At 63.8% G+C, this 25,553-nt stretch carries 24 protein-coding genes; 19 read left to right on the top strand and 5 right to left on the bottom strand.

Annotation, left to right across the window (positions count from 1 at the left end; translation table 11 throughout):
- The first annotated feature begins 33 nt into the window (after nucleotides 1-33).
- The 3 genes from ilvC to X265_RS10615 all read left to right on the top strand — a co-directional run bounded on the left by ilvC (nucleotide 34) and on the right by X265_RS10615 (nucleotide 2,760).
- On the top strand, nucleotides 34-1,053 hold the full coding sequence (gene ilvC, locus X265_RS10605) for a ketol-acid reductoisomerase (protein WP_018640837.1): 1,020 nt from the start codon (nucleotides 34-36) through the stop codon (nucleotides 1,051-1,053).
- A 495-nt stretch (nucleotides 1,054-1,548) separates the two neighbouring features.
- Nucleotides 1,549-2,400, top strand: coding sequence for an SDR family oxidoreductase (locus X265_RS10610; protein ID WP_128964779.1), 852 nt, complete (start codon nucleotides 1,549-1,551; stop codon nucleotides 2,398-2,400).
- A 3-nt stretch (nucleotides 2,401-2,403) separates the two neighbouring features.
- A complete protein-coding gene (locus X265_RS10615) occupies nucleotides 2,404-2,760 on the top strand; it encodes a lysozyme inhibitor LprI family protein (protein WP_244659230.1) in 357 nt (118 codons plus the stop codon).
- Between the two features lie 10 nt (nucleotides 2,761-2,770).
- Here X265_RS10615 and X265_RS10620 read toward each other — a convergent pair whose 3' ends face one another.
- Nucleotides 2,771-3,388 (bottom strand): hypothetical protein, encoded by a 618-nt coding sequence (locus tag X265_RS10620; protein ID WP_128964780.1) that lies wholly within the window; start codon nucleotides 3,386-3,388, stop codon nucleotides 2,771-2,773.
- A 238-nt stretch (nucleotides 3,389-3,626) separates the two neighbouring features.
- On the opposite strand from X265_RS10620, the gene X265_RS10625 reads away from it, so the two are divergent.
- The 5 genes from X265_RS10625 (at nucleotide 3,627) to X265_RS10645 (ending at nucleotide 9,430) form a co-directional block, all read left to right on the top strand.
- Nucleotides 3,627-4,145, top strand: a complete 519-nt coding sequence (locus tag X265_RS10625) for a TetR/AcrR family transcriptional regulator (RefSeq protein ID WP_244659229.1) — start codon at nucleotides 3,627-3,629, stop codon at nucleotides 4,143-4,145.
- 222 nt (nucleotides 4,146-4,367) lie between these two features.
- On the top strand, nucleotides 4,368-6,080 hold the full coding sequence (locus tag X265_RS10630) for a sulfatase-like hydrolase/transferase (RefSeq protein WP_128969204.1): 1,713 nt from the start codon (nucleotides 4,368-4,370) through the stop codon (nucleotides 6,078-6,080).
- Between the two features lie 248 nt (nucleotides 6,081-6,328).
- Nucleotides 6,329-7,495 (top strand): COG1470 family protein, encoded by a 1,167-nt coding sequence (locus X265_RS10635; protein WP_128964782.1) that lies wholly within the window; start codon nucleotides 6,329-6,331, stop codon nucleotides 7,493-7,495.
- Nucleotides 7,492-8,478 (top strand): ABC transporter ATP-binding protein, encoded by a 987-nt coding sequence (locus X265_RS10640; RefSeq protein ID WP_128964783.1) that lies wholly within the window; start codon nucleotides 7,492-7,494, stop codon nucleotides 8,476-8,478. Before X265_RS10635 ends, X265_RS10640 begins: the two co-directional genes overlap by 4 nt.
- Nucleotides 8,468-9,430, top strand: a complete 963-nt coding sequence (locus X265_RS10645) for an ABC transporter permease (protein WP_128964784.1) — start codon at nucleotides 8,468-8,470, stop codon at nucleotides 9,428-9,430. Before X265_RS10640 ends, X265_RS10645 begins: the two co-directional genes overlap by 11 nt.
- Nucleotides 9,431-9,525: 95 nt before the next feature.
- On the opposite strand, the gene X265_RS10650 is transcribed toward X265_RS10645, so the two are convergent.
- Entirely contained in the window at nucleotides 9,526-11,085 is a 1,560-nt protein-coding gene (locus X265_RS10650) for a glycine betaine ABC transporter substrate-binding protein (protein WP_128964785.1), read from the bottom strand.
- On the bottom strand, nucleotides 11,082-11,864 hold the full coding sequence (locus X265_RS10655; RefSeq protein ID WP_164938509.1) for an ATP-binding cassette domain-containing protein: 783 nt from the start codon (nucleotides 11,862-11,864) through the stop codon (nucleotides 11,082-11,084). The genes X265_RS10650 and X265_RS10655 overlap by 4 nt, the downstream gene beginning before the upstream one ends.
- A 130-nt stretch (nucleotides 11,865-11,994) precedes the next feature.
- Here X265_RS10655 and X265_RS10660 point away from each other — a divergent pair, with 130 nt between their 5' ends.
- Together X265_RS10660 and X265_RS10665 are read left to right on the top strand one after the other, a co-directional pair.
- Nucleotides 11,995-12,813 (top strand): ABC transporter ATP-binding protein, encoded by an 819-nt coding sequence (locus X265_RS10660; RefSeq protein WP_128964786.1) that lies wholly within the window; start codon nucleotides 11,995-11,997, stop codon nucleotides 12,811-12,813.
- Nucleotides 12,813-13,598 (top strand): ABC transporter permease, encoded by a 786-nt coding sequence (locus tag X265_RS10665; RefSeq protein WP_128964787.1) that lies wholly within the window; start codon nucleotides 12,813-12,815, stop codon nucleotides 13,596-13,598. Before X265_RS10660 ends, X265_RS10665 begins: the two co-directional genes overlap by 1 nt.
- 44 nt (nucleotides 13,599-13,642) lie before the next feature.
- Here X265_RS10665 and X265_RS10670 read toward each other — a convergent pair whose 3' ends face one another.
- Entirely contained in the window at nucleotides 13,643-14,092 is a 450-nt protein-coding gene (locus X265_RS10670) for a cupin domain-containing protein (protein WP_128964788.1), read from the bottom strand.
- A gap of 137 nt (nucleotides 14,093-14,229) precedes the next feature.
- Here X265_RS10670 and X265_RS10675 point away from each other — a divergent pair, with 137 nt between their 5' ends.
- The 7 genes from X265_RS10675 (at nucleotide 14,230) to X265_RS10705 (ending at nucleotide 20,480) form a co-directional block, all read left to right on the top strand.
- Nucleotides 14,230-15,255: an ABC transporter substrate-binding protein gene (locus tag X265_RS10675; RefSeq protein ID WP_164938510.1), complete on the top strand. Its 1,026-nt coding sequence runs from the start codon at nucleotides 14,230-14,232 to the stop codon at nucleotides 15,253-15,255.
- Nucleotides 15,256-15,284: 29 nt separating this feature from the next.
- Complete coding sequence (locus X265_RS10680) at nucleotides 15,285-15,989, top strand: NUDIX hydrolase (protein ID WP_128964790.1); 705 nt, start codon at nucleotides 15,285-15,287, stop codon at nucleotides 15,987-15,989.
- A gap of 213 nt (nucleotides 15,990-16,202) precedes the next feature.
- Nucleotides 16,203-16,973, top strand: a complete 771-nt coding sequence (locus X265_RS10685) for an ABC transporter ATP-binding protein (protein ID WP_128964791.1) — start codon at nucleotides 16,203-16,205, stop codon at nucleotides 16,971-16,973.
- Entirely contained in the window at nucleotides 16,973-17,677 is a 705-nt protein-coding gene (locus X265_RS10690) for an ABC transporter ATP-binding protein (protein WP_128969206.1), read from the top strand. Before X265_RS10685 ends, X265_RS10690 begins: the two co-directional genes overlap by 1 nt.
- A gap of 7 nt (nucleotides 17,678-17,684) precedes the next feature.
- Nucleotides 17,685-18,566: a branched-chain amino acid ABC transporter permease gene (locus X265_RS10695; protein ID WP_128964792.1), complete on the top strand. Its 882-nt coding sequence runs from the start codon at nucleotides 17,685-17,687 to the stop codon at nucleotides 18,564-18,566.
- Nucleotides 18,563-19,582 carry a branched-chain amino acid ABC transporter permease gene (locus tag X265_RS10700; RefSeq protein ID WP_128964793.1) on the top strand — a complete coding sequence of 340 codons (1,020 nt, stop codon included), beginning with the start codon at nucleotides 18,563-18,565 and terminating at the stop codon, nucleotides 19,580-19,582. The genes X265_RS10695 and X265_RS10700 overlap by 4 nt, the downstream gene beginning before the upstream one ends.
- Nucleotides 19,542-20,480 (top strand): polyphosphate kinase 2 family protein, encoded by a 939-nt coding sequence (locus tag X265_RS10705; RefSeq protein WP_128964794.1) that lies wholly within the window; start codon nucleotides 19,542-19,544, stop codon nucleotides 20,478-20,480. The genes X265_RS10700 and X265_RS10705 overlap by 41 nt, the downstream gene beginning before the upstream one ends.
- Nucleotides 20,481-20,715: 235 nt before the next feature.
- Here the strand turns inward: X265_RS10705 and X265_RS10710 are convergent, their stop codons facing one another.
- Nucleotides 20,716-21,600, bottom strand: a complete 885-nt coding sequence (locus X265_RS10710) for an MBL fold metallo-hydrolase (protein ID WP_128964795.1) — start codon at nucleotides 21,598-21,600, stop codon at nucleotides 20,716-20,718.
- A 536-nt stretch (nucleotides 21,601-22,136) separates the two neighbouring features.
- On the opposite strand from X265_RS10710, the gene X265_RS10715 reads away from it, so the two are divergent.
- Complete coding sequence (locus X265_RS10715) at nucleotides 22,137-24,230, top strand: mechanosensitive ion channel family protein (RefSeq protein WP_373291572.1); 2,094 nt, start codon at nucleotides 22,137-22,139, stop codon at nucleotides 24,228-24,230.
- A 102-nt stretch (nucleotides 24,231-24,332) separates the two neighbouring features.
- Nucleotides 24,333-25,331: a tripartite tricarboxylate transporter substrate-binding protein gene (locus X265_RS10720; protein WP_128964797.1), complete on the top strand. Its 999-nt coding sequence runs from the start codon at nucleotides 24,333-24,335 to the stop codon at nucleotides 25,329-25,331.
- Nucleotides 25,332-25,553: the final 222 nt, after the last annotated feature.

Raw genomic sequence — 25,553 nt, forward strand, 5'->3', positions numbered from 1 at the left:
CGGCCGATTTTGGCCCTCAACGAGGAAACGACTATGCGTGTTTATTACGATCGCGACGCCGACCTGAACCTGATCAAGGGGAAGAAGGTCGCCATCGTCGGCTATGGCAGCCAGGGCCACGCCCATGCGCTCAACCTGAAGGACTCCGGCGTCAAGGAAGTGGCGATTGCGCTGCGCAAGGACTCGAGCTCGGTGAAGAAGGCGGAAGCCGCCGGTTTCAAGGTGATGGAAGTCGCCGAAGCCGCCAAATGGGCCGACCTCGTCATGATGCTGACCCCCGACGAGCTCCAGGGTGACATCTATCGCGAGCACCTGCACGACAACATGAAGAAGGGCGCCGCCCTGGTATTCGCGCACGGCCTCAACGTCCACTTCAATCTGCTCGATCCCCGCGCCGACCTCGACGTGCTGATGATCGCGCCGAAGGGCCCCGGCCACACCGTGCGCTCGGAGTATCAGCGCGGCGGCGGCGTGCCCTGCCTGATCGCTATCGCCAAGGATGTCTCGGGCAACGCCCATGACCTCGGCCTGTCCTACGCCTCGGCCGTCGGCGGCGGCCGCGCCGGCATCATCGAGACCACCTTCAAGGAAGAGTGCGAGACCGATCTGTTCGGCGAGCAGGTGGTGCTCTGCGGCGGCTTGGTCGAACTGATCAAGGGCGGCTACGAGACCCTGGTCGAGGCCGGCTATGCCCCGGAGATGGCCTATTTCGAGTGCCTGCACGAAGTGAAGCTGATCGTCGACCTGATCTATGAAGGCGGCATCGCCAACATGAACTACTCGATCTCCAACACCGCCGAATACGGCGAGTACGTCACCGGTCCGCGCATCATCACGGACGAGACCAAGAAGGAGATGCGGAAGGTTCTGGCCGACATTCAGGGCGGCAAGTTCGCTCGCGACTGGATGCTCGAGAACAAGGTCAACCAGACCTCGTTCAAGGCGACCCGCGCCAAGCTCGCCGCACACCCGATCGAGGAAGTCGGCGCGAAGCTGCGCGACATGATGCCCTGGATCAAGAAGGGCGCGCTGGTCGACAAGTCGAAGAACTGACGGCATCGCCGTCATTCCCGGGGCGGGCCATGCGCGCCCCGGATGACGAGCCAACCAAATCTTAAATCTTCGCGGATATATTGGAGCGAGATCGCCAGACAGCGGTCTCGCTCTTTTCATCTCCCGCGAAGCATTGCGGCTTCATTCAAATTCTTCGCGAGTTGAAGTACTCCCAGAGAGCCAAGGACTGACGCTTAAACCACATTCTTGGGCCCGCGTCGTTCTTCAGAGTCTTTTCGGGGCTTCTCGATCGCCAAAAGCGCTGGGTCTTCAGAGTCTAGGGTTCGGCTCTTCATCCGCGCTTTCAAGGCACAATCAATCGCTCTTCGCGACGTTCGCGCGCCACTTCAGCTTAAGAGGCGGCATTGACATGCCTGCTTGCACGGCATCGCGGTTGCGAAAAGCTCGTCCGTGCGCGGCTTGAGAAGCTGGTAGCATTGCGTTGTCGCGGCGTCCTCCTACATGATCGCCGGGGCACTGGAAGGGGGGAGGACTATGCGATCTGTCGTCGTCACCGGCGCGTCTACCGGCATTGGCTGGGCCATTGCCAAATTTCTGGTCGGGCGCGGCTATCGTGTCTTTGGCAGCGTTCGCAAGCAGGCCGATGCCGACCGGCTGCAGGGTGACTTCGGCGCGAACTTCACGCCGCTGCTATTCGACGTCACCGACGAGCCTGCGGTGCTGGCCGCTGCGCGCCAGGTGCGCGAGGCGTTAGCGGGCGAGACGCTGGCGGGCCTTGTCAACAACGCCGGCGTTGCCGTCGCCGGCCCCGTGCTCGAATTGCCGGCCGATGATTTCCGGCGCCAGATGGACATCAACGTTATCGGCCCTGTCATCGCGACGCAGGCCTTCGGGCCGCTGCTTGGCGCCGACCCGTCGCTGAAGGGCCCAAAGGGCCGGATCGTGATGATCAGCTCGGTCGCTGGCAAGAACGGCAATCCGCTGTCGGCGCCGTATTGCACCTCCAAACACGCAATCGAGGGCCTTTCGGAGAGCCTCCGCCGCGAGCTGATGCTGTTCGGCATTGACGTCATCATCGTCGCTCCCGGTGCGGTAAAGACGCCGATCTGGAGCAAGGCCGAGGAGATTGATCTCTCCGTCTACAAGAACTCGCCCTATCTGCCGGCGCTCACCAAGGTGATGGCTTTCATGATGGAGCTCGGCGCCAATGGGCTGCCCGCCGAGCGGATTGCCGAGATCGTGTTCGAGGCATTGACCGCGGTAAACCCCAAGGTGCGCTACCAGATCACGCCGGACCGGCTGCGCCATCTGATCGCCGCCGTGCTGCCGAAGCGGACATTCGATCGCATCATCGCCAAGCGGCTTGGGCTGCTGCCGCAGGGTTGAAGGATGCGAAGCCTTCTCATCGCCGCCCTTTGCGCCGTCGCCACAGCTGCGAAAGCCGGCGATCAGGGTGATCAGCAATCCTGCGGCGGTTCGACCGCCGATATGGTCGAGTGCCTGAAAGTGCAGACCGCGCAATGGGACAAGCGCATGACCATCGCCTATCAGCAGGCGATGAAGAATGCCGGCGAAGCGCAGCACGATCAGCTTCGCGCCGCGCAGCGGCTCTGGATCCAGTACCGCGACGCCAATTGCCTGTATTACGGCCTGGGCGAGGGCATCATTGCCCGTATCGATGCCGGGGAGTGTCTGCGCCGGATGACCGAGGCCCGCGCCCGCGAGCTCGAGAGCCTCGGTCGCTAATTTAGCACGACTATGCCTCGGCAATCCGCTGTCTCGGACGCGCGGCCATCGCGATCAGCCTCAGCGTCATCACAGCGAGCAGCGGAAGGAGGAAGGCGGCATAGAGCGGCATGGCCGGTACGCGCTTGCCGAACGACACCATGAACTGGAACCAGAGGTAATAACCACCCGCGAGGTGCAGCGCGCGCCAGGCGCGCGGACCGATCAATGCGGCCGTGCGGTCGAGCGAGGTCGCGCTCATGGCGATGATGAGGGCATACCCGATGCCGCCGAAGATGTAGGAGGCCCGAGAGGTCGCCTGCGCAAAAGCCGCCGGATCCATCTTCGCGAAGGCGACGATCGCCATCGCATGGATGGCGTGGGACGCCGCAAAGCTCAGGCCCAGATAGCGTCGGTTGCGGCGCTGCCAGCGCGTCCAGGCGTTGGGGCGGAGCCCCGCCAGCGCCGCGGCGCTGAACGCCAGGCAAAACAGCAGCAACGAGCTGCGCGCCGTGAAGCGGATCACCATGCGGATGCCGTCGACCTCGAACTGCCGCATCGATGCGATCCAGAGGCTTAAGGCGATCAGACTCAGCGTGAGGACGGCGAGCAGCCGCCACCCTTCGAGCCAGCTCCGACGTTGCGGCATGGTGGTCTCCTTTATTATGTAATCAATGATTACATTGCGAGGAGATGCGATCGTCAATGGTGTAATCGCTGCTTACATTCACGTTGAGGTGATGCTAAGAGGCGCCATGTCTCCCCGCCAGACACCCAAGCCTCGCGCTCGCCAGACGTCCGAAGCCCGGCCGTATCACCACGGCGACCTTCGCCGAGTGCTGATCGATGCTGCGTTGCAGCTGGCAGCCGAAGGCGCCGAGGTCTCGGTGCGGGAAGCCGCGCGCCGGGCTGCGGTCTCGCCGGGAGCGCCATTCCGGCATTTTCCCAACCGCGACGCCTTGATGGCTGCCGTGGCCGAGGAGGCGCAACGGCGCTTTCGCGTCGAGATCGAAGCCGCGCTGGCAGACGCTCCGGCCGCCGATGCCCTGGCCCGCTTCCGCGCCTTCGGGCTGGCCTATGTGCGATGGGCCATGCGCAACCCCGCGCATTTCGAGATCGTCTCCACGGGGCGCTATTTCGTCCATGGGAGCTCTGCCGAGCTGACGCGCGACAATGCCGAGCTGATCGCGCTGACCGAACGGATGCTGGCTGAGGCGGCCGCGCAGGGCCTGCTGCGCCCAGCCGATCTGAAGCGCATCCTGATCGCCGGCCGCGCCCTGATCTACGGTTTCGCCCGGATGAACCTCGATGGCCATTTCCCGCGCTGGGATGTGGAGGAGGACGAGATCGAGCAGATGGCAGAGGAGGTGATCGACCTGTTCATCGCGGGGATCACCAAGTCCTGACACGTCGTGACCCCTGGCACGTCCAGACCTGGCGCGGCTGCGGCCCTTCGCCGCCCGCTAACATTAAGCGAAGGTCGGACGCCGGATCGCGTTGCCTGCCCGTGACCGTTACATTACAGTTTTGTGACACGGTGCAGCCGGCTGCGCCGGACGCTCTGGCCGTCTTGAGGTCGGCCAGAGAGCTTGGCATCACCGCGCCGGAACGTGTTCAGCGTGTCCTCGATGGCGTCCGCGCCCAATCCAGGTCCTTTCGCCACCACCGCCGTTCTGGCGAGCGTCGCTGCGCTCGGCATCTGGCGGCTGCTCGCGGTGGCCGCGCCACATCTGGCAGCGCTATGGCTGATGTACGAGACCGAGACCGATTTCGGCTCGCGCCTTTCCTTCCTGCTCGCCTGGGGCATCCTCAACTTCTTCTGGATCACGCTGCTACGCCGGCCCGCCCTGTCGGGCACGCTGTCGCTGACCATGGTCGTGGTGCTGGTGCTGCTGTCGCGGCTCAAGCACGACGTCGCGCAGATGACGGTCAACTTCATCGACCTGATGATGATCGACCGTGACACGGTCGCGTTCCTGTTCACGATCTTCCCGAACCTGCGCTGGTCGGTGATTGGGGCCGGCCTGCTTACGCTGCCACTGATGTATGCGCTGTGGTGGCTCGATCCATTTCGGATTCGCCGTCTGCCGGCGCTCGCTTGCAAGCTCGCCTGCCTCGCCACCCTGGTCTTCTATTCCATCTATCATCCGGATGAGGCCTGGCGCGGCTATTACGACGACGGCTACCTCTCGAAATTCTTCCGCTCCGGTGTCACCGCGGTCTCCGATTTCGTGCAGTACGGCTTCATGGAGTCGGCCGCCGCGGCGGGCGAGCGGCTCAACATGCCGCTGGTCGACGCCTGCCATCCAGCCGGCCGCCGGCCGAACATCATCATGATCCATGATGAATCGAGCTTCGATATCCGCGCCGCGCAGGGCATCAAGGTGCCGCCGGGCTACGGCAGCCACTTCAAGTCCTGGGACGGCAAGCAGCGCACCTTCCTGGCCGAAAGCAACGGCGGGCCGAGCTGGTTCACCGAATACAATGTGCTGGCCGGTCTTTCCTCACGCTCGTTCGGCCGTTTCGCCTATTTCGTGACACGCATCGCGTCGGGCCGCGTCGAGCGGGGCCTGCCGCTGGCGTTGCGCCGCTGCGGCTATGAGACGATGTCGCTCTATCCCGCCTATGGAGGCTTCATGGGCGCGCGCAGCTTCCAGATGACGACCGGCATCGAGCGCTTTCTCGACGCTCACGATCTGGGCGCCAGGAATGTCGAGCCCGACAGTTTCTTCTACGACAAGGCGTTGGGATTGATGGGCGAGCGGACGCCCAACACGCCGCTGTTCACCTTCATCTACCTCGGTGCCAATCATTTCCCCTGGGGGACGCGCTTTCGCCCCGATCTGATGCCGAACTGGCGCGCGCCGGGCAACGTACCGTCCATCGACGAATATCTGCGCCGCCAGGCGATGAGCGCCGAGCAATACAAGGGCTTCATCGCAGGCTTGAAGAAGACTTTTCCGGGCGAGCCCTTCCTGATCGTGCGCTATGGCGATCATCAGCCCGAGTTCGCTCCCGCTATCCTCGAGCCCGGACTCGACGAAGGCGCGATCGGCAGGAAGCTCGATGCTTACGATCCGCGCCTCTACGCGACCTATTACGCGATCGATGCGGTCAATTTCGAGCCGGTCAAAAGTGACGCCGTGATGGACACGATCGATGGTCCCTATTTGCCGCTGGTGATCCAGGAGGCCGCCGGCATTCCGCTGGATCCCTCCTTCGCCGAGCAGAAGGAGATCATGCTCCGCTGCAAGGGCATATTCTATGGCTGCAACGACGGCACTGAAGCCCGGCGGCTGAACCGGCTGCTGATCAACGCGGGGATGATTCACGGTCTTTAACGCATCCGGTTTGTCGGCCCGTATAGCCGGGATATATATCGTATTACGATATATTAATCTTTCGTCATGATCTCTTCAAACTAAAGTCTGAGCCGGAAAACGCCTGAAATCACCGACTTGTAATTGGCGGCGCGCCTCGCTTCCCAAACTTCGTCACGATTGGCCCCATCATCCGACGCGCTGCCACCAGCGTCTTTTCCGGCGGTGAGTTGTCCAACCTCATGCCCCTTTCTTGCAGGAGAACATCCATGCGAGCGCTTGATGCCGCGCGCCTTGCATTCGCCCTCATGCTGCTGAGCCCGGCTGCCTATGCGGCCGAACCGGCGCACGACATCAAGGGCCTGTACCTCATGACCGACTATCCGGCGGTCACCGTGCGCCCCGGCACGACCAGCAACATCTCCCTGCGCCTGCAGAATTATGATCTGTCGCCGCAGCGCTATCAGCTTTCGGTGACCGGCGTGCCGAGCGGCTGGACTGCAACGCTGCTCGGTGGCGGCCAGCCCGTCGCGGCGGCAATGCCAGCGCCTGACGGCAGTGTCGCACTCCAGCTCAGGCTCGATGTTCCCGCCGGCAATGATCTCAGCGCGCATACGCTCACGGTGAAGGCCGAAGGGCAGGGCAGCAGTGCGGAGCTTCCGATCGCGGTATCGCTGGCCAAGGAGCTGCCGGCGAAGCTCACCGTCAAATCGAGCCTCCCGTCTCTGCGTGGCAGCCCGAAGTCCAATTTCGATTACACCCTCTCGATCAAGAACGATTCGGGTCGCAATCTCATCGCCAGCTTTGCCGCCGAAGCGCCCGCTAATTTCGAGACCTCCTTCACCGAGGCCTATGGCACCCAGGAGCTCTCCTCAATCCCGATCGACGCCGGTCAGTCCAAGGACGTCAAGCTGAAGGTGCGTCCGCCCACCACGATCGATGCCGGACATTTCCCGGTGAAGGTCACAGTGAAGGCGGAGGACGCCTCGGCATCGACCGAGCTCGCGCTCGATGTCGTCGGACAGCCGCAGCTCCAGATTTCAGGACGCGACGGCCTGTTGAGTGCGCGCGCTGTTGCGGGCAAGCAAAGTTCGATTCCAATCGTCGTGACCAACACCGGCACCGCGCCCGCCGAGAACATCGCGCTGGCGGGCACCGCGCCGAATGGGTGGAAGGTGACGTTTGAGCCGGCGACGATCGATCGTCTCGTCCCCGGCAAGGACAGCGAGGTCCAGGCGCTGCTCACTCCCGGCGACAAGTCGCTGGCCGGCGACTATCAGACTACCATCCGCGCCTCCTCACGTGGTGAAAGCGCTTCAAGCCAATTCCGCATCACTGTCGCCACCTCGACCGTGTGGGGCGTGGCGGGTGCCGGCGTCATCGGCGTCGCGCTGTTGTTGATGCTTGGTGCAGTCGCAAGGTACGGACGCCGATGAGCGAGCAACAAACCGAGGCCAATAGTGCGCCCCGCGATCTCGTCATCAGCGCGCGTGGACTTGTCAGACAGTATGGAAAGTCGATCGCGGTCGATTCGATCGATTTCGGGATCGCACGCGGTGAGGTGTTCGGCCTCCTCGGCCCGAACGGCGCCGGCAAGACCACCACAATCCTGATGATGCTCGGCCTGACCGAGATATCGTCGGGCGAAGTCAGCGTGCTCGGCTTCGATCCGGCGCGCGAGCCGCTGAAGGTCAAGCAGCGCGTCGGCTATCTGCCCGATGCCGTCGGCTTCTACGACCAGCTTACGGCCACGGAGAATCTCGCCTACACGGCCAAGCTGATGGGGCTTGCCCGCGCCGAGCGGGCGGTGCGGATCGAGGCCGCGCTCGCCCGCGTTGGCCTTGTCGAGGTTGCCGACAAGCGGGTCGCGACCTTCTCGCGCGGCATGCGGCAGCGGCTGGGCCTGGCCGAGATCATCATGAAGCGCGCCGAGATCGCAATTCTCGATGAGCCGACATCCGGGCTTGACCCGCAAGCGACGCAGGAATTCCTCGGCTTGATCCGCGAGCTGAAAGCCGAGGGCGTCACCGTGCTGCTGTCATCCCATATGCTCGACCAGGTCCAGCGCGTCTGCGACCGGGTCGCGCTATTCCGGGACGGGCGCATCGCGCTGATGGGGGCGGTGCCGGAGCTTGCCGTCAAGGTGCTCGGCGCGGGCTTCGTCGTCGAGGTCGAGGCGGAAGGGCCGGGCATCGCCCGCCGGTTGGCAATGATCCCGGGGGTGACCCAGGTGGAGACCCTTGCTGCCGACCGTTTCCGCATGACGGCCGAGCGTGACGTGCGGCCGGATGCGGCGCGCGCCGTCGTTGCGGGCGACGGGGCGCTGCGGCGGTTGTCGGTGGACGAGCCGAGCCTCGAAGCGATCTATGCGCGCTACTTCCAGGGGCTGCCCCCGGGGGACGTTCGTCATGCGGCGTGAAGGATCTCCGTTCCAGGGCTTGTCGACCGTGTTCGTCAAGGAGCTGTCCGACCACGTCTCCAGCATCCGGATGCTGATGCTGGAGCTGCTGATCGTCTCCACTGCGCTTGCCGCGCTCTACGAAGCGATCAGCAGCCTCCGGCAGAACACTGCGGAAGATCCGTTTCTCCTGCTGCGATTGTTCACCATCGACCAGGCGCCTTTGCCGTCGTTTGTCGCGATCCTCGGCTTTCTCATTCCGCTGATGGCGATCGGGCTCGGCTTCGACGCCGTCAACAGCGAGCACAACAGGCGGACGATGTCGCGTATTCTGGCGCAGCCGATCTATCGTGATGCGCTGTTGATGGGCAAGTTCCTTGCAGCCCTCGCCACCATCGGGATCAGCCTCGCCGCCTTGTGGTTGCTGGTGATCGGCCTCGGACTGATCTTCCTCGGCGTGCCGCCGGGGGGCGGGGAGATGGCGCGATCGGCGGTGTTCCTGATCGTGGCGATCTTCTATGCTGGCGTCTGGTTGTCCCTGGCGATGCTGCTGTCCACCATATTCCGGTCGGCTGCCACCGCGGCGCTGGTCGCGCTGGGCATCTGGCTGTTCCTGACGGTGCTCTGGCCGATGCTGGCTCCAGCGCTGGCGCAGGCGATCGCACCTGTCGATCCGCGCTACGCGCTGCTCGGACTGAACGATCCGGCCACCGCGGTCTGGATGCAGGAGCTGCTCCGGCTGTCGCCGAACGACCTGTTCGGGGAAGCGATGCTGGCGGTGCTGTCGCCGACGACCCGCACGCTCGGACCGGTGTTTCTCGATCAGCTTCGCGGTGCCGTCATGGGTGCGCCGCTGCCGTTCGGCGAAAGTATCATGATCGCATGGCCGCAGACCGTCGGCCTGATCGCCGGCACCATCATTCTGTTCGCCTTCAGCTACGTGCTGTTCCAGCGCCAGGAGGTGAGGGCGTGAGCTGATGACCTGATTGTGCTTTGCCCCTCTCGTCCTCCAAGAGATGGGCAGGAGGGGGTAGCCGGACGTCCCCTGCGGCTACCCCCTCGACTCGTCTACGGTCGTCCGACCTTCTCCCACAGCCACTTTGCCACCGCATCGGGCGAGGAGTTCGCATCGTTGCCACTGGCGCGCAGGTTCGCTTCGCGCATGGTGGTGATGTCGATCTTGCCGAGCAGCGGTTTCAGCGCCGTCTTGAGCCGCTCGTCGCCGGCGCGCTTGGGAGCGAGCAGCAGGATGGCATCATAGGGCGGGATCGCCTGCCTGGGATCATCGAGCGCCACCAGATCGTATTTCGCGATCAGCCCGTCGCTGGTGTAGCCGGCGATGACATCGACCTCGCCGCTCGCGACCGCCGCATACATGAAGTCCGGCTGCATCTGGCGTTGTGCGCGGAACCGAAGACCGTAGGCCTTTTGCAACGCCGCCCATTCCGGCCGGGAGAAGAACTCGTAGTCGCCGGCAATCGACAGCGTCGATGCGTGCGCGGCGAGGTCGGCAATGGTGCGGATGCCAAGCGCTTCGGCGCGCTTTTTCGGCATCACCAGCGCATAGGCATTTTCGAAGCCGAGCTCACCGAACAGGGTGATGTTGTCCTTGGCGAGCGCCGTCTTCAACTCCGTCACCAGCTCCGCGCGCGGCTTGATGTCGGTGCGGTGCAGCTGGTTGGCCCAGAGCGTGCCGGAATAGTCGACATAGAGGTCGATGTCGCCGGCTTTCAGCGCCTCGAAGATCACGCTCGAGCCGAGCCCCGATCGTGCCGTCGCGGAAAGGCCGGCCGCCTGGAGGCGGTCGCGGAGCAGGGCCGACAGCACATATTGCTCGGCGAAGGTCTTTGCGCCGACCACGTAGCCGGACGACGAACGCCCTGTCGTCGGCACCAATGTCGCCGCAACCAGCGCCGCGATCCCGATCGCGCCGAGCCCGGCGCGCAGGCGGTTGCGCTGGCGCAGCCCTTGCTCGATCAGGCCGAGGAGCTGGTCTACGGCGAGTGCGAGCAGCGCCGACGCAAAGCAGCCGAACAGCACGAATACCCAGTTCTGGGTCTGCAGCCCTGCAAAAATGTAGTTGCCGAGACTGGTCTGCCCGATCGGCGTCGACAGCGTCGCAGTGCCGATCACCCAGACCGCCGCGGTACGGACGCCGGCCATCATCACCGGCAACGCCAGCGGCAACTCGATCATGAGGAGCGACTGCCGCGGTGTCATGCCGACGCCTTTGGCGGCTTCGATCAGGGCGGGGTCGATGCCGTTCAGCCCGGTGATGCCGTTGCGCAGCACCGGCAGCATCGAATAAAGCGCCAGGGCGAGCATCGCCGGCAGGAAGCCGAACGCAGAGAAGGAGACGCCGAACCAGGCCAGCGTCAGGGATGCCGCCAGGAGCAGCAGCGGATAGAACAGCGCGAGCAGGGCCAGTCCCGGCACGGTCTGCACGATGCTGGCGAGCGCGAGCAGGATGGCACGCGGCGTCGGACGATTGCGGGTGGCGATTGCGAGCGGCAGGCTGACGGTAAGGCCCAGCGCGAGCGCGGCGAGGCTCACGTTCACATGATTGCCGAGATAGTCGGGCAAATGCGACAGCGCCTCGCCCCAGCGCGGATCATTGAGGAGGCTCATGCCGCACCGCTCTGCGGCAGGACCGCGTTCAGCCGCTCGACCTGACGCCGCGGGGTTCGCAGCAGCTCAAGCACATAAGAATCCCCACTCTGCGACAGCTCGGCGGGCGTGCCTTGCGCCAGCAGCCTTCCACCCCGCATCACCGCGATGCGGTCGGCGAGGAGGATCGCCTCCGTCATGTCATGCGTGATCATCACGGTGGTCAGTTCGAGGCGGCGATGCAGTGAGCGGTAGTCGTCGCCGAGCGCGTCGCGGGTGAGGGGATCGAGTGCGCCGAACGGTTCGTCCATCAACATGATGCGTGGCTTTGCTGCGAGTGCCCGTGCAACGCCGACACGCTGGCGCTGGCCGCCCGAGAGTGCTTCGGGTAGTCGGTCCCGGTGCGTGGTGCCATCGAGCTGCACGAGCTCGATGAGCTCGTCGACGCGCTCCGCGATCTCGTGCGCGGGCGTGCCCAGCAGCTTTGGCGTGATCCCGATATTGTCGGCGACGCTCAAATGGGGGAACAGCCCGCCGCTCTGGAAGACGTAGCCGATCCGGCGCCGCAGCGCGACCGGATCGATGTTTTGGATGTCCTCGCCCTCGACCGTGATGGTGCCGCCATCGGCCTCGATCAGCCGGTTGGTGAGCCGCAGCAGCGTCGTCTTGCCAGATCCCGACCCGCCGACGATGGCCAGAAACTCGCCCTCGGCAATGCCAAGCGACAAATCGTCGACGGCCCTGAGGGGGCCGAAGCTCTTGGTGACGTGCATATAGCCAATCATCGGTCTGGAAGGCATCAAACGTCCACTCAGCTCGCTTGCCCTCCAGAGGGAGGGTGGTCGAGACCCATGCGTAGCACGCTTGGCCGGTTGATTGAACTTGGCCGCGTGAGCGGCTAAGGCATCAAGCCAAATTCGGAGGAAACAGATGACAACGCCCACGGCAGTGGCGCTGGAAGATGCCAAGGTTGCGTTCCGGCTCGGGGACGGGCGGGTCTACACGGCGGTGGAGAAGGCCCATCTGACCGTCGCGCAAGGCGAGTTCGTCGCTATCGTCGGTCCGACCGGCTGCGGGAAATCGACGCTGCTCAATGTCGCCGCTGGGCTGCTTAAGCCCGCCGCCGGCAGCGTCAGGATATTCGACCGGCCGCTTGCGGGGCTGAACCGGGACGCCGGCTACCTGTTCCAGGCCGATGCGCTGTTCCCCTGGAAGACGGCGCTCGACAATGTCGCGATCGGGCTCGAGATCAAGGGCACGTCGCGCACTGATGCGCTGCCGCTGGCGCAGCAATGGCTGACCTCCGTCGGCCTCGGTGCCTTTGCGGCCCGCTATCCGCATATGCTTTCCGGCGGCCAGCGCAAGCGCGTGGCGCTGGCGCAGGTGCTGATCCGCGATCCCAAGATCCTCTTGATGGACGAGCCGTTCGGGCCCCTCGATGCGCAGACGCGCCAGGTGATGGGCAACCTTCTGCTCGACTTGTGGAACGCCGACCGCAAGGCCGTGCTGTTCGTGACCCATGATCTCGAAGAGGCCATCGCGCTCGCCGACCGCGTCGTGATCATGTCGGCGGGGCCGTCCTCGCGGATCATCGGCGACTGGCGCGTCACGTTGCCGCGTCCGCGCGATATCTTCGAGGTGCGGCTGGACAAAGAATTCCATGCGCTGCATCGCGAGATCTGGAGCGTCCTCAAGGACGAGGTGATGAAGGGCTACGCGCAGTCCACCCAAGCGGCGGAGGCGGTCTGATGTCGCGCGTGACGCTGCTCGCCCTGCAAGTCCTGGTCGCGATCGTCTGCATCGCGCTATGGCAGTTGCTGTCATCAGTGCCGGTGTTCGGCAAGATCCTGCTGCCGCCGTTCTTCTTCTCGAACCCGCTCGATGTGTTCGATCAGATCGCCAAATGGTTCGTCTCCGGCGTGATCTGGAAGCATCTCTGGATCACGCTCGTCGAATCGATCCTGGCTTTTGTGATCGGATCGCTCGGCGGCGTCCTCATTGGCTTCTGGTTCGCGCGCCAGCCATTGGTTGCCGCGGTGTTCGATCCCTACGTCAAGATGGTCAACGCGCTGCCGCGGGTCGTGCTCGCGCCGATCTTCGCGCTGTGGCTGGGTCTTGGGATCTGGTCCAAGGTCGCGCTCGGTGTGACCTTGGTGTTCTTCATCGTCTTCTTCAACGTGTATCAGGGCGTGAAGGAGGTCAGTCGCACCGTGCTCGACAATGGTAGGATGCTCGGTATGAGCGAGCGGCAGTTGATGCGGCACGTCTATTGGCCATCGGCGCTGTCCTGGATGTTCTCTTCGCTGCACACCTCGGTCGGCTTTGCCGTCGTCGGCGCCGTTGTCGGAGAATATCTGGGCTCGGCGGCGGGGCTCGGCTATCTCATTCAGCAGGCCGAGGGCGTGTTCGACGTGGCCGGCGTTTTCGCCGGCATGTTCGTGCTGTCGGCCTTCGTCATCCTGATCGACTTCGGCGTCACTCTGGTCGAGCGGAGACTGTTAGTGTGGCGGCCGACCGTGGACGGTCGCAGCTAGTGGAAAAGGGCCCGCGCACAAGCGCGAGCCCTCATCGCTCGACCTCAATCCAGCAGCTTGACGTCATCAGGTGCCTGCGGCGGCGTCTTGATCGCGATCGCCTTGACCTGTCCGCTGATCGGCTTGGTGCCGCCGTGCGGCGTGCCCTTCGGAATGATGACGAGGTCGCCCGGCTTCACAGTCACTTCCTTGTCGCCGAGCCAGATCGTCCCGGTGCCGTCCAGGATGTACTGGATCTCGTTGGTGTTGGGATGCAGGTGCTTCGGCACATTCCCGACCTGGATCGAGACGGTGGCGCCGTCGGCGGTCATGAAGGTCTTGGAGCGGTAGCCCACCTTGTTGGCGGGGCCGAGCGCATCGCCTTCCATCTCTCCGGTATGGATGATCTGGGCGGTGATGTTTTCGGCGGCCAGCGCCGGCCCGAGCAGATAGGTCGCGCCGCATCCGGCGACAAAAGCCGCAGTGATCGACAGCCAGGCAGCAATGCGATTCATGGATGATCCTCCCCATCAGGAATGTTGTTGTGCGCCCATGCTATTGCGCCAAAAGGCTGATGGCCAGTGCGGCCAGGCAGTCCTTCTCAAGCCAGTGCCGCTGCTCTATGGTGCCGCCAGCCGAACGGAGGAAACCAATGAAGAATACGATTGCCAGGCTCGCTGGCGCGTTGCTCGCGCTGACGCTGTCCACCTCGCTTGCCGCAGCGCAAAGCAAGGTGACGATTGCGGTCGGTGGCGGCGCCTGCCTATGCTATTTGCCGACGGTGCTGGCCAAGCAACTCGGCGAGTACGAGAAGGCCGGTCTGAATGTCGACCTGGTCGACCTCAAGGGCGGCTCGGACGCGCTCAAGGCCGTGCTCGGCGGTAGCGCCGACGTGGTCTCAGGCTATTTTGACCATTGCGTCAACCTCGCCGCCAAGAAGCAGGAGCTCCAGGCGTTCGTCGTCTATGACCGCTATCCCGGCCTCGTGCTGGTGGTTGCGCCTTCGCACACCGCGGACATCAAGTCGATCAAGGACCTCGCCGGCAAGAAGGTCGGCGTGAGCGCGCCGGGCTCCTCCACCGACTTCTTCCTGAAGTATCTCCTCAAGAAGAACGGGCTTGATCCCGCCGGCACGGCCGTGATCGGCGTTGGCCTCGGTGCCACGGCGGTGGCCGCGATGGAGCAGGGACAGATCGAGGCCGCGGTGATGCTCGATCCCTCCGTCACCGTGCTCCAGGGCAGCCACAAGGATCTGCGCATCCTCAGCGACACTCGCACGCAGAAGGACACGCTCGAGACGTTCGGCGGCGAATATCCTGGAGGTGCCTTGTACTCGACCGTGGCCTGGATCAATGGCCACGAGAAGGAAACCCAGGCGCTGACCAACGCAATGCTCGCCACGATTGCCTGGCTCCATTCGCACTCGCCCGAGGAGATCATGGCCAAGATGCCCGACGAAATGGTCGGCAAGAACAAGGACCTCTATCTCGCCGCGCTGAAGAATACGATTCCGATGTTCTCCGAGACCGGCAAGATGGACCCGAAGGGTGCTGATGCCGTGCTGGCGGTGTTCAGCGTCGGCTCGCCCGAGGTGGCCAACGCCAAGATCGACGTCAGCAAGACCTTCACCAACAAGTTCGTCGATCAGGCCAAGAAGACCACGGGGAACGCCAAATAACTGACGCGAAGGCTTGCTAGTCGAGCGTCATGACATCATCGACCATTCATCGCGTCACGACGCTTGACCTTGCCGTGCGCGCCGTCGCTTGGCCGTTCGCCGAGGAGCGGCGCGCCGAGATCGCTGCGCATTTCGCCGAGCAGCAGCGCGCGCGGCCGAAACTCTGGAACGGGCGCGTTCTGCTCGGGCGCGATGCCGTCTTCACGGGCGGTCATCTCGCCGCGACCTATTTCGAGACGGATTTCGCCAGCTTCCTGGCTTGGCGCGACTGGGGCTTTCCCGATCGGTCCGTGTTCAACGGTTTCGGCATGGGAGCGCTACGCGCCTCTGATGGCGCCTTCGTGATGGGCGAGATGGCGCACCACACTGCCAATTCGGGGCGCATCTACTTCCCGTCGGGCACGCCCGACCTCGACGATATCAAGGACGGTCGGCTCGACATCCCCGGCAGTGTTGTCCGCGAGATCGAGGAAGAGACTGGCCTGTTCCCTGCCGACTATGTGGCCGAGACGGACTGGCACTGTGTCGTCACCGGCCACTCGATCGCAATGATGCAGATCCTGAACCTGGATATGCCCGGTGAGGCGGTTCGCGCGAGGATCGAGGCCAATCTGGCTGATCAGGACGAGCCGGAGCTTTCGGCCATCCATCTCGTGCGCGGAATGGATGATCTCACGCCAACCATGCCACGGTTTGTCACGGCCTTCATGGCGCAGCAGTTCGCCTCGCGCTGATGCGCAAGGCTTGACATAGCGCGGCCCAGCCCATGTGATGGGCGAAACCAAAGCAAAAGACTGCAATGCACAATCGTCCAGGGAGGTTTAGATGCGCCTGCGCATGGCTGCCCGCTTGGTACGTGGGCCGTTGATCGCGATTGCAGCGATACATCCGACCGCTCGGGTGCGGCGTGAGGCCATCCTGTCGCCCGGCAGCTAGCGGAGCGGGCGGTGCTGGAGGTCAGTGAACTCGTGAAACGGTTCGGCGGCTTCACCGCCGTCAACAACGTCTCGTTCCGCGTCGATCAAGGCGAGATCCTTGGCCTGATCGGCCCCAACGGATCGGGCAAGAGCACGATCTTCAACATGCTCTCCGGCACGCTTTCGCCGAGCGGCGGCTCGATTCTGCTCGATGGCTCCGAGATCGCGGGGCTGGCGCCGCACCGGATCATCAACCGCGGCATCGGCCGCACCTTCCAAATCCCGCGGCCGTTCCGACGCCTCACCATTTTCGAGAACGTCGCGCTCGCCGGTTTCTACGGCCAAGGCCGCCATAGTCGCGCCGAGGCTGAGAAGGCGGCCGAGCGCGCGCTCGCGCTGGTCGGCTTGCCGACCGATCGCCATGCCAGTGTGGACGGCTTGGGCGCCGCCGGCTTGAAGAAGCTCGAACTTGCCAAGGCGCTCGCCACCGCGCCAAAGCTGCTGCTCGCGGACGAAAGCCTCGGCGGTCTAGACGAGGCCGAGATGGACCAGGCGGCCGACATGCTGCGCAACATCCGCGACGAGCTCGGCATCACCATCATCTGGGTCGAGCACATCATGGGTGTGTTGATGCGTGTCGTCGATCGCGTCATGGTGCTCGATCACGGCGAGAAGATCTCGGAAGGACTGCCGAGTGCCGTCGCCGCCGACCCGCGCGTGATCGAGGTCTATCTCGGCACCGATGCCGGAATCACGCAGGCCGCAGCCGCCGAAGCGCGCCGCCGCGCGGGAGGCCAATGATGCTGGAGCTTAGGGGCGTCAACGCCGGCTATGGCACCTTCCAGGCGATGTTCGATGTCGATCTCGACGTCGAGGCCGGCGAGGCCGTCGGCGTCATCGGTCCGAACGGTGCCGGCAAGACCACCTTGATGCGCGTGATCTCCGGTCTCATCCGCCCCACCCGCGGCTCGATCACCATGGAGGGCGTCGATGTCCTGGCGACGCCGGCGCATAAGATCGTCAGCCTCGGGATCGCGCATGTCCCGGAGAACCGGCGGCTGTTTCCGCAGCTTTCGGTCGACGACAATTTGAAGATGGGTGCTTTCATGAAGGAGGCGCGCGGCTACTACGCCGAGCGGCTGGAGGTCGTGTTCGATCTGTTTCCGCGGCTGAAGGAGCGTCGCCATCAGATAGCCGGCACCATGTCGGGCGGCGAGCAGCAAATGTGCGCGATCGGCCGCGCGCTGATGTCCAATCCAAAACTGCTGCTGCTCGACGAGCCCTCGGCGGGTCTGGCGCCCGTGGTGGTGCAGCAGGTGTTCGAGCTCGTGAAGCGGATCCGCGCCCGTGGGCTGACGGTGCTGATCGTCGAGCAGAACGTGCAGCAGGTGCTGCGCGTGGTCGACCGCGCTTACTTGATCGAGGCCGGCACGATCCGCGCCTCGGGCACCGCGGCCGAGATGCTGGCGAGCGACACGGTCAAGGAAGCGTATCTTGGGGTGTGAGGAATATATGCAGGCGTTCCTGGACATTTTCGATATCTATCTGCTGGAGGCCGTCATCAACGGCATCCTGCTCGGCGGCGTTCTGGCGTTGCTCGCGCTCGGGCTGAACCTGATCTTCGGCGTCATCGATGTGACCTGGATCTGCTACGCCGAGCTCGTCATGATCGGCATGTACGCGATGTATTTCATGGTCCAGTATTACGGCATCAGCTATTTCATCGCGGCGCCGCTGACCATCCTGCTGGTGGCGATGCTCGGTGCTCTCCTGCATTATCTGGTGATTGCGCCGCTCTTGACGGCGCCGCCGATCAACCAGCTGCTCGCGACCGGCGGCGTGCTGTTCGTCCTGCAGAGCTTTGCCACCGTCGCCTTCGGCATCGACTTCCGCAACCTCGGCATCCGTCTGCCGGTGCTCGCCTTCGGCGACATGAACTTCAGTTACGCGCGATTGCTGTCGTTCCTGGCTGCGCTGGTCGGCATGGTTGCGGTCTATCTGTTCATGACCCGCACCTTCACCGGCACTGCGATCCGCGCTATCTCGCAGGATCGGCAGATCATGGCGCTGATGGGCGTCGACACCAAACGGATCTATCTCATCACGTCAGCCATTGGCGGTGGGCTGGCCGGGCTCGCCGCCTGCCTTTTGGTGCTGCAATACGACGTGCATCCCTTCGTCGGCCTCTCCTTCGGACCGATCACCTTCCTGATCTGCGTGCTCGGTGGCCTCGGCAATTTCATCGGCGGCTTCATCGCGGCTTTCGTCTTCGCCGAGATCATCTCGCTCGGCGGCCTGTTCTCCGATCTCGAATGGGGCTACGTGCTCGCCTTCGCTTTCTTCATCGTCATGATGTTCATCCGGCCCGCGGGCCTGCTCGCGAGGCGCCGATGATCGGGCAGGGCCGGCTCGTCGCTTGGGCGATAACGCTGGCGGCGCTGGTCGCGCTGCCCTTCGTCTATCGCGATCCCTATCATCTGCACATTCTCGTGCTGATCCTGATCTGGTCGTTCGCCTACACATCTTGGTCGATGATGGGCCGCTTCGGCCTGGTCTCGCTCGGGCATGGCGGCTTCATGGGGATCGGCGCCTATGTCACCGCATTGCTTTGGAATCACTTGGGACTGTCGCCATGGATCGGCATTCCCGCCAGCATGGTGGCGGCCGGGGCGCTGGCGATGATCGTCGGCTATCCCTGTTTTCGCTTCCGCATCACTGGCCACTATTTCGTGCTGGTGACGCTGGCGCTGTCGGGCATCGTGCTCCAGATCATCACGGCGACGCGCGACTACACCGGCGGTTCGCTGGGCTACACGCCGAACCGCGCCGCCGGCAACAAGCTGCTGGCCCTGCAGTTCGACGACAAGACCAGCTGGTATCTGATCGCGCTCGCGGTCTGGCTCGGTGGCATCGCTGTCTGGCATCTGATTGATCGCAGCATGAGCCGTTACGCGTTGGAGGCGATCTCGGAGGACGAGGACGCCGCGGCCGCCGCCGGCGTCGACGTCACCGCGGAGAAGCTCAAGATCACCTTGATCAGCGCCGTGATGACGGCGCTGGCGGGTGCGATCTATTGCCAGTACCAGATGTTCATCACGCCCGACACGGTCAGCGGCATTGCGGTGTCGCTCCAGATGGTGTTCGCGGCCATCGTCGGTGGCTTGTTCGTCTCGCTCGGTCCGACCGTCGGTGCCGTCATCACCATCCTGCTGGCGGAAACCCTGCGCATCGGTTTCGGTACCAAGGCGGTCGGCTGGGACAATCTCGTCTATGGCGTGCTGCTGGTGCTTTTCATCATATTCCTTCCCAAGGGCATCCTTGGTAGTCTGCTCGACCGATTGAAGCCGCAACGCAAGGTGCCCCGCGCTCATGAGCAAGAAGCCGTCCAAATCGCTCGCCCAGGAACTTGACCGCTACATCAGGCCGTTCCGCCACGACGGAGCCGGCAAGTTTCACCTGCAGGACTACAAGACCAACGAGAAGGGCGATCTGGACAAGGAGACGGCGCAGGAGATTCTCGACGCCAACAAGAAGCGGCTGATCGCCTTCCAGGAGAAGCTCTACGCCCAGGACCGCTGGTCGGTGCTGATCGTGTTCCAGGCCATGGATGCCGCCGGCAAGGACAGTGCGATCAAGGCGATCTTCGAGGGCATCAATCCGCAGGGCTGCGAAGTCACGGCGTTCAAGGCGCCGAGCAGCAAGGAGCTCGACCACGACTTCCTCTGGCGCCATGTCGTCGCGCTGCCCGAGCGCGGCCGGATCGGCATCTTCAACCGCTCCCATTACGAGGAATGCCTGGTGACGCGGGTGCATCCGGAGATCCTTGCCAAGGAGAAGCTGCCCTCGAGGCTGATCACCAAGAACATCTGGAGGGAGCGGTTCGAGGACATCAGCGCCTTCGAGCGCTATCTCTGCCGCAACGGCACCGTGGTGCTGAAGTTCTTCCTCAACGTCTCCAAGGAGGAGCAGCGCGAGCGCTTCCTCGACCGGCTGGAGCAGCCGGCCAAGCAGTGGAAGTTCTCCATGGACGACATCAAGGAGCGCGCCTTGTGGCCGCGCTATCAGGCTGTCTATCAGGACATCGTGCGCCATACCGCGACGCCTCATGCGCCCTGGTATGTCGTGCCGGCCGACCACAAATGGTTCGCCCGCGTCGTCATCGGCTCGGTGATCGTCGCGGAGCTGGAAAAGCTGGACCTGCGCTTTCCGCGCGCCGACAAGGCTTCGCTGGCCGAGTTCGAGAATGTGCGCAAGGCGCTGGAGGCGGAGGAGAAGGGAGCGAAGAAGCGGGCCAAAGCAAAAAAATGAAACAACCCCATGCACAGTAGCGGACCCCAGCAAAATCAACAGCATGGTCCCGATATTCGGATTTTAAGAATTTAGGTTGACCCGTCGGGCAAAACAGGGGCATAATGCCATCATCGCGACAGGTCTCGTAGGGTGGGCAAAGCGTAAGCGTGCCCACGCGAATTCTGCGATCGAGAGAGGTGGTGGGCACGGCGCGTTGCGCCTTTGCCCACCCTACGAGATCTGCGCAAGCCGCCTAATACCCCCGGCTCCACCAGTAGCAGAAGCGCTCCACATTGGCGGGAAGGCTCGCCTCGTAATTCGCCCATTTCTCGTATTTCGGCAGCTTCACTTCCTTCATCGCGGTGTCGAAGCATTTGCCGGCGTCGGCCGCTTTCTTCACCTCGGCCGAGAGGTCCTCCATGTAGGCGATATCGTCCTCGACGTCCTTCTTGGTGCCGAGCCGGCCGCCGGCATAGGGATGGCCGGGGATCATCCGCTCCCAGTCGAGCGAGGCCAGCTTCTTCAGCGAGGCGATGTATTCGATCGGCGAGGCGTTGTCGGGGATGTTGCGGAACTGGACCGACTCGATCGGCGCGAAGTCGACGGCGAAAACGATCTTCTCTTTCGGCAGCCGCATCACCAGCGAATTGTCGGAATGGTTGCGGCCGACATAGTCGAGCTCCAGCGTGGTGCCGCCGAGCGTGATGATCTTCCTGTCGTCGACCACCTGGTCCGGCAGCACGATGTCGGCCAGGAGCGAATTCTGCTTCTTCAACTCGAGCAGCCGTTCCCTGGTGCGACGATGCGCAATGAAGGTGGCGCCGAGGTCCTTGAACGGTTGGCCGCCGGCGATGTGGTCGTAGTGATGATGGCTGTAGACGACGTATTTGATCGGCTTGTCGGTGACGGCCTTGATCGCATCGATGTAGGGTTTTGCGGGACGCAAATACGAGATGGGATCGGTCGCGATCACGCCCTTTGGCGTGACAACGAACATCGATTGATGGCCGCCATAGCGGAAGATGTAGACGTTGTCGGTGCCCTCGACCTTTCTTGTCGAGGTCTGGGGCGGGGTCTGCGCGAAAGCGGAGCCGGTGACGAGGGCAGCGAGAACGACGATGCAAGATAATGCTTTCATCTCTAGGCTTTCTGAAAAGGGATGAAACAAGGCGGCGGATGTGTCTCTCACACAAACGCTGCGAAGAGGGGTTTATTCCGCGCTCTTAGGCGGTCAGTCTGTCGCGGGACAAGCGTGCAAATGTGATCCGCGGCACCATCGATCGCGCTTGACAGTTTTGTGTCGGGGGAGGACCATGCATGTGGTCGCACACAAGCGACGTTACGTCCACCTCATGAGCAAGGGGAGGTCTATGACACCACCTCCGCAAATCCAGCCGCGTTAAGTGCGATGGAGCTCGTTCGGACTATCGCATAGCGGCATAAACCGCGAACGGCACGCCGGGTCCAGGTCTAGAGGGCTGCATCAGTGAGGCAGAGCCCCTACCTGCCCGGCGCTGTGCGTTTTGAGCCCCCTGCAATGCAGCAAATGCCAAGACATTGTCGTCGGGTCGGCAAACTTCCGACACAGGATCGGGGCGAATAGCGGCTCGGCATGACGCATGTGCTTCGCGGAAACGTCTTCCGACTTCGCCGGCGCTTGCGTTCTTTCAGGGAATTCGCGTGTCGCATAAGCTTGCCTCGGCGCTGGTCGCAGCGCTCTTCCTCGTCCTCTCGGAGGAGATCAGCGAAATCTCGCGCGACGTCGCCGACATGGCGCGGACGCTCACGCATTTTTGGGCGTTCTATTACTGGATCGTGGATACCGCCAACGATCCGCAAGCCTACAATCTGCTGATCGAAATCACCTGGAAGCTGGCGCTGGTGTTCGGCTGCGCGCTGGCGGCCGAATGGGTTGCCGTCCGCCTGATCCGGCGTCCGGTGGCGTTTCTCGAAGGCCACGTGCCGCCGACTGCGCGCCTGGCGGCGCAGACGCTGCCCATTGCCGAGCCGCCGCCATCGGTCGTGGATGTCACCCCGGGGCCTGAATTGCACAAGCACCGGCACAGTCTGGCCCGCGTCTGGCAGCTGTTGCTGCGGCTGCCCTTCGTGCTGGGCCGGCTGTTGCTCGAGCTGCTTCCGGTGGTCGTTTTCGTCGGTCTGGCGACCGCACTGCTCGGGACGGAAATCGGCGAGCCGGCCACCGTTCGCCTCGTGATCCTCGCTGTCGTCAATGCCTATGCGTTCTCGCGGGGGCTCATCTGTGTGGTTCGCGCACTGGCGGGCCCGTTCGGTCTGTTTCCGGCGCGCGCCGAGACGGCCGCCTATATCGAGATCTGGGCGCGCCGCATCGTCGGCGTCGCCGTATCAGGCATCGCCTTTGCCAACGTGGCGCTGCTGCTCGGCCTGCATCGCGCCGGCTACGCTGCGCTGCTGCGCATGGTGATGCTGGTGGTGCATTTGTTCGTCGTCGTCATCATCCTGCAATGTCGCCGCCACGTCGCCGATGCCATCCGCGCGCCGGCAGAGCGGCAAGGACTCGCGGCGCGCCTGCGCAATCGGATCGCCGGAGGCTGGCATTATCTGGCCATCGCGCTCGATCTGGCGCTGTGGGCGGTCTGGGCACTGAACATCCACAATGGCTATTCGCTGCTCTTGCAATATTTCGTCGGCACCATCGCAGTAGCATTGATCACACGGGTTGCCATCATGGTGACGCTGAGCCTGATCGACCGCGGCTTCCGCATCCAGCCGGAAATCCTCCATCGCTTTCCGGGACTGGAGATCCGCGCCAACCGCTATTTGCCGCTGTTGCGCAAGATCGTTTCCGGCGTCATCGCCTTCATCGGCTTTGTCGCCGTGCTCGAGGTCTGGGGCGTCGATGCCATCGTCTGGTTCTATGGCGGCCAGATCGGCAGCCGGCTGATCTCGGCGGTCGCGACGATCGGCATTGCCGTCGCTATCGCTGCGGCGATCTGGGAGGTCAGCAACGCGCTTCTGGACCGGCAGATCAATACGCTGTCGCGCGACGGACATTATGCCCGCGCGGCACGCCTGCGCACCTTCCAGCCGATGCTGCGGACGGCGCTGCTGTGCCTGATCGCCACCGTGGTCGGCCTCACGGCGCTCAGCGAAATCGGCGTCAATGTCGCCCCGCTGCTCGCGGGCGCCGGCATCGTCGGCATCGCCATCGGCTTCGGTTCGCAGAAGCTGGTGCAGGATCTCATCACTGGCCTGTTCCTGCTGCTGGAGAACACGGTCCAGGTCGGCGACACCGTCAGCGTGTCGGGGCTGTCAGGCGTGGTCGAGAATGTTTCGATCCGTACCATCCGCCTGCGCGCCGGCGATGGTGCCGTGCACATCGTGCCGTTCAGCGCCGTGACCACCATCACCAACGCCAGCCGCGGGGCCGGCAATGCCTCGGTGAGTGTCAATGTCGCCTACAAGGAAGACACCGATCGTGCGGGCCAGATCCTCAAGGAGATCGTCGAGGAGATGCGCCGGGAGACGGAATTCCGCCCGTTGATCCGCGGCGACCTCGAACTCTGGGGCGTCGACAAGGTCGACGGTGCGATGGTGTCGATCGTCGGCCAGATCCGCTGCACCGAGGCGGGCCGCTGGCCGGTGCAGCGCGAGTTCAACCGCCGCATGAAGCAGCGCTTCCAGCAGCACGGCATCGAGGTCGCGTCCGCGACCCAGACCATTTTGATGCACGTCGCGCCGGCGGCTGATCATGCCGCGAGCCTCACGCCGCGGCGCGCCGCCGGATAGCTGCCGGGCCAACTTACCGCTTGCCTCCACCCACCTGGCAGCGTTCACTCGCGCTCCAGTCCGCTGACGACATGCGGGCGACAAGAAGCTTGGGAGAGAACGATGCGGGGGCCGTGGGCCGGACTGCGCGGTCATGTGATCGTCATTGGTGCGTTGATCGGATGCGCGGCGTGGAGCGCACCCGGTCACGCCCAGTCATTTCCCTCTCGTCCCATCACTCTGATGGTCCCGTTCGCAGCCGGCGGGCCGACCGATACGCTGGCGCGGATTTTGTCGGAACGGATTGCGGCCGAGCTGCATGCGACCATCGTGGTCGAGAACGTCGCCGGCGCTTCGGGAAGCATCGCCGGAGCCCGCGTCGCGCGTGCGACACCTGACGGCACGACGATCACCATCGGCCATTGGGGAACGCATGTGCTCAACGGCGCGATCTTCAAGCTGCCTTATGACGTGATCGCCGATTTCGAGCCGGTCGCGCTGGTGGCGATGGGCACGCAGTTGATCGTCGGCCGGAAGTCGCTCGAGGCCAACAATCTGAAGGAGATGATCGCCTGGCTGAAGGCCAATCCGGGCAAGGCCACTGCGGGGACGGCTGGCGCGGGCACCGGCGCGCACGTCGCGGGCGTCTTTTTCAAGGGGAAGACCGGCACCGACTTTCAGTTCGTGCCCTATCGCGGCGCGGGGCCCGCCATGATCGATCTCGTCGCGGGACAGATCGACATCATGTTCGACCAGGCCTCGAACTCGCTGCCCCAATACAAGAACGGTGCGATCAAGGCATTCGCGGTGACCTCGCCGACGCGCCTCGCGTCCGCGCCCGACATCCCGACGGTCGATGAGGCGGGGCTGCCCGGGCTTTATATTTCCTATTGGCACGGCATCTGGGCACCGAAGAATACACCGAAGGAGATCGTCACGAAGCTGAATACGGCGATCGTCTCGGCCCTTGCCGACCCGTCCGTGAAGCAGCGCTTTGCCGAACTGGGCCAGGAAATTCCGGCGTCGGACCAGCAATCGCCCGCAGCGCTCGGCGCCTTCCAAAAGGCCGAGATCGAGAAATGGTGGCCCGTCGTGAAGGCTGCGGATATCAAGCCGGAATAGCGTTGGCCGTATGGTCCTTCCTGATAGTCATTCCGTGGCGCGACGAAGTCGCGAGCTATGGTGCGCAATTGCGCACCTGAGAATCCGTCGAGCCGCAGAGACGGTCGCGCCATGGATTCCGGGCTCGCGCTGCGCGCGCCCCGGAATGACGAGGCCAGAAGATCTCGCGAAAAATTTCGCTGCGGTGCGAGATCACAATCATCCCGCGCCTCGCTCGGTCCT

The sequence above is a fragment of the Bradyrhizobium guangdongense genome, from assembly GCF_004114975.1.
Taxonomy (GTDB): domain Bacteria; phylum Pseudomonadota; class Alphaproteobacteria; order Rhizobiales; family Xanthobacteraceae; genus Bradyrhizobium; species Bradyrhizobium guangdongense.

Excerpts from the sequence above, each read along its gene's own strand:
- X265_RS10700 (WP_128964793.1), top strand. The coding sequence starts at position 18,563 with ATGATCGGGCAGGGCCGGCTCGTCGCTTGGGCGATAACGCTGGCGGCG.
- X265_RS10680 (WP_128964790.1), top strand. The coding sequence starts at position 15,285 with ATGACATCATCGACCATTCATCGCGTCACGACGCTTGACCTTGCCGTG.
- X265_RS10670 (WP_128964788.1), bottom strand. The coding sequence starts at position 14,092 with ATGAATCGCATTGCTGCCTGGCTGTCGATCACTGCGGCTTTTGTCGCC.
- X265_RS10665 (WP_128964787.1), top strand. The coding sequence starts at position 12,813 with ATGTCGCGCGTGACGCTGCTCGCCCTGCAAGTCCTGGTCGCGATCGTC.
- X265_RS10695 (WP_128964792.1), top strand. The coding sequence starts at position 17,685 with ATGCAGGCGTTCCTGGACATTTTCGATATCTATCTGCTGGAGGCCGTC.
- X265_RS10630 (WP_128969204.1), top strand. The coding sequence starts at position 4,368 with ATGGCGTCCGCGCCCAATCCAGGTCCTTTCGCCACCACCGCCGTTCTG.
- X265_RS10645 (WP_128964784.1), top strand. The coding sequence starts at position 8,468 with ATGCGGCGTGAAGGATCTCCGTTCCAGGGCTTGTCGACCGTGTTCGTC.
- X265_RS10705 (WP_128964794.1), top strand. The coding sequence starts at position 19,542 with ATGAGCAAGAAGCCGTCCAAATCGCTCGCCCAGGAACTTGACCGCTAC.
- X265_RS10720 (WP_128964797.1), top strand. The coding sequence starts at position 24,333 with ATGCGGGGGCCGTGGGCCGGACTGCGCGGTCATGTGATCGTCATTGGT.
- X265_RS10635 (WP_128964782.1), top strand. The coding sequence starts at position 6,329 with ATGCGAGCGCTTGATGCCGCGCGCCTTGCATTCGCCCTCATGCTGCTG.
- X265_RS10610 (WP_128964779.1), top strand. The coding sequence starts at position 1,549 with ATGCGATCTGTCGTCGTCACCGGCGCGTCTACCGGCATTGGCTGGGCC.
- X265_RS10660 (WP_128964786.1), top strand. The coding sequence starts at position 11,995 with ATGACAACGCCCACGGCAGTGGCGCTGGAAGATGCCAAGGTTGCGTTC.
- X265_RS10650 (WP_128964785.1), bottom strand. The coding sequence starts at position 11,085 with ATGAGCCTCCTCAATGATCCGCGCTGGGGCGAGGCGCTGTCGCATTTG.
- X265_RS10675 (WP_164938510.1), top strand. The coding sequence starts at position 14,230 with ATGAAGAATACGATTGCCAGGCTCGCTGGCGCGTTGCTCGCGCTGACG.
- X265_RS10640 (WP_128964783.1), top strand. The coding sequence starts at position 7,492 with ATGAGCGAGCAACAAACCGAGGCCAATAGTGCGCCCCGCGATCTCGTC.
- X265_RS10690 (WP_128969206.1), top strand. The coding sequence starts at position 16,973 with ATGCTGGAGCTTAGGGGCGTCAACGCCGGCTATGGCACCTTCCAGGCG.
- X265_RS10655 (WP_164938509.1), bottom strand. The coding sequence starts at position 11,864 with ATGCCTTCCAGACCGATGATTGGCTATATGCACGTCACCAAGAGCTTC.
- X265_RS10620 (WP_128964780.1), bottom strand. The coding sequence starts at position 3,388 with ATGCCGCAACGTCGGAGCTGGCTCGAAGGGTGGCGGCTGCTCGCCGTC.
- X265_RS10615 (WP_244659230.1), top strand. The coding sequence starts at position 2,404 with ATGCGAAGCCTTCTCATCGCCGCCCTTTGCGCCGTCGCCACAGCTGCG.
- ilvC (WP_018640837.1), top strand. The coding sequence starts at position 34 with ATGCGTGTTTATTACGATCGCGACGCCGACCTGAACCTGATCAAGGGG.
- X265_RS10710 (WP_128964795.1), bottom strand. The coding sequence starts at position 21,600 with ATGAAAGCATTATCTTGCATCGTCGTTCTCGCTGCCCTCGTCACCGGC.